Raw genomic sequence first — 884 nt, 5'->3', positions numbered from 1 at the left:
TAATACCATTTCCGATAAATATGTGATCTAATTAAGCTTCTTACAAAGGAGCTAATATGAGTCACAATTTTGCTGAGTTAATTAATGCGACAACCAATGCGAGACAACGATTAAAATTACTCGCTGTCTCGCACTTCTTAGAAGGGAAAAGTAGAACTGATATTGCGACTTTTTTAAAGGTAAGCCGTAGAAGTGTCAACATTTGGATTAAAGCATACCTTCATTCTGGGTTAACAGGTCTGGACGTAAAGCCCCGTAGCGGGAGGCCTCATCGACTCACGCCAGAGCAACTTGCTAACATAAAACAATATGTCATTGATAATGCGATAAAATCAGAAGGAGGCCGTCTGCAGGGAAAGGATATAAAAGAATATATTGAAACAACATTCGGGGTCACTTATCAAAAAACTAATATTTATCATTTACTCAACAAATTAAATCTAAGCTGGATAACAACTCGCTCTAAGCACTCCAAACAATCAGAAGAAGTCCAAGCATCTTTTAAAAAAATTCCAAATAAATACGATCCTTAAGATCCCTGGGCATGTTTATTTAAATGATGTACATATTTGGTTTCAGGATGAGGCTAGGTTTGGTCAACGTAATACAACCACTAGAATATGGGCAGAAAAAGGGACTAGACCAAGGGCTATTCAGCAGCAACAATTTGAGTATGCTTATTTATTTGGTGCGGTCTGTATCAATACAGGTCAAACCGAGGCATTAGTAATGCCTTACAGTAATAGTGAAGTGATGAAGGTTCATTTACGCTTAATTTCTGATGCAACCCCAAAAGGAAAACATACCGTTGTAATAATGGATCGAGCCAGTTGGCACCAGTCGTATTTAGCTGAAGAGTTTACTAATCTAACTATTATTCACCT

General features: G+C 37.4%; 1 protein-coding gene. It reads left to right on the top strand.

Translation table 11 applies throughout. The features are described from left to right. Positions 1 to 56 precede the first annotated feature (56 nt). Positions 57 to 533 (top strand): winged helix-turn-helix domain-containing protein, encoded by a 477-nt coding sequence (locus GQR39_RS19975; RefSeq protein ID WP_165736426.1) that lies wholly within the window; start codon positions 57 to 59, stop codon positions 531 to 533. Positions 534 to 884 lie beyond the last annotated feature (351 nt).

The organism is Pseudoalteromonas sp. C8 (assembly GCF_011378685.1).
In the GTDB taxonomy this organism is placed as follows: domain Bacteria; phylum Pseudomonadota; class Gammaproteobacteria; order Enterobacterales; family Alteromonadaceae; genus Pseudoalteromonas; species Pseudoalteromonas arctica.
This window is presented reverse-complemented; position numbering and strand designations above follow the sequence as displayed.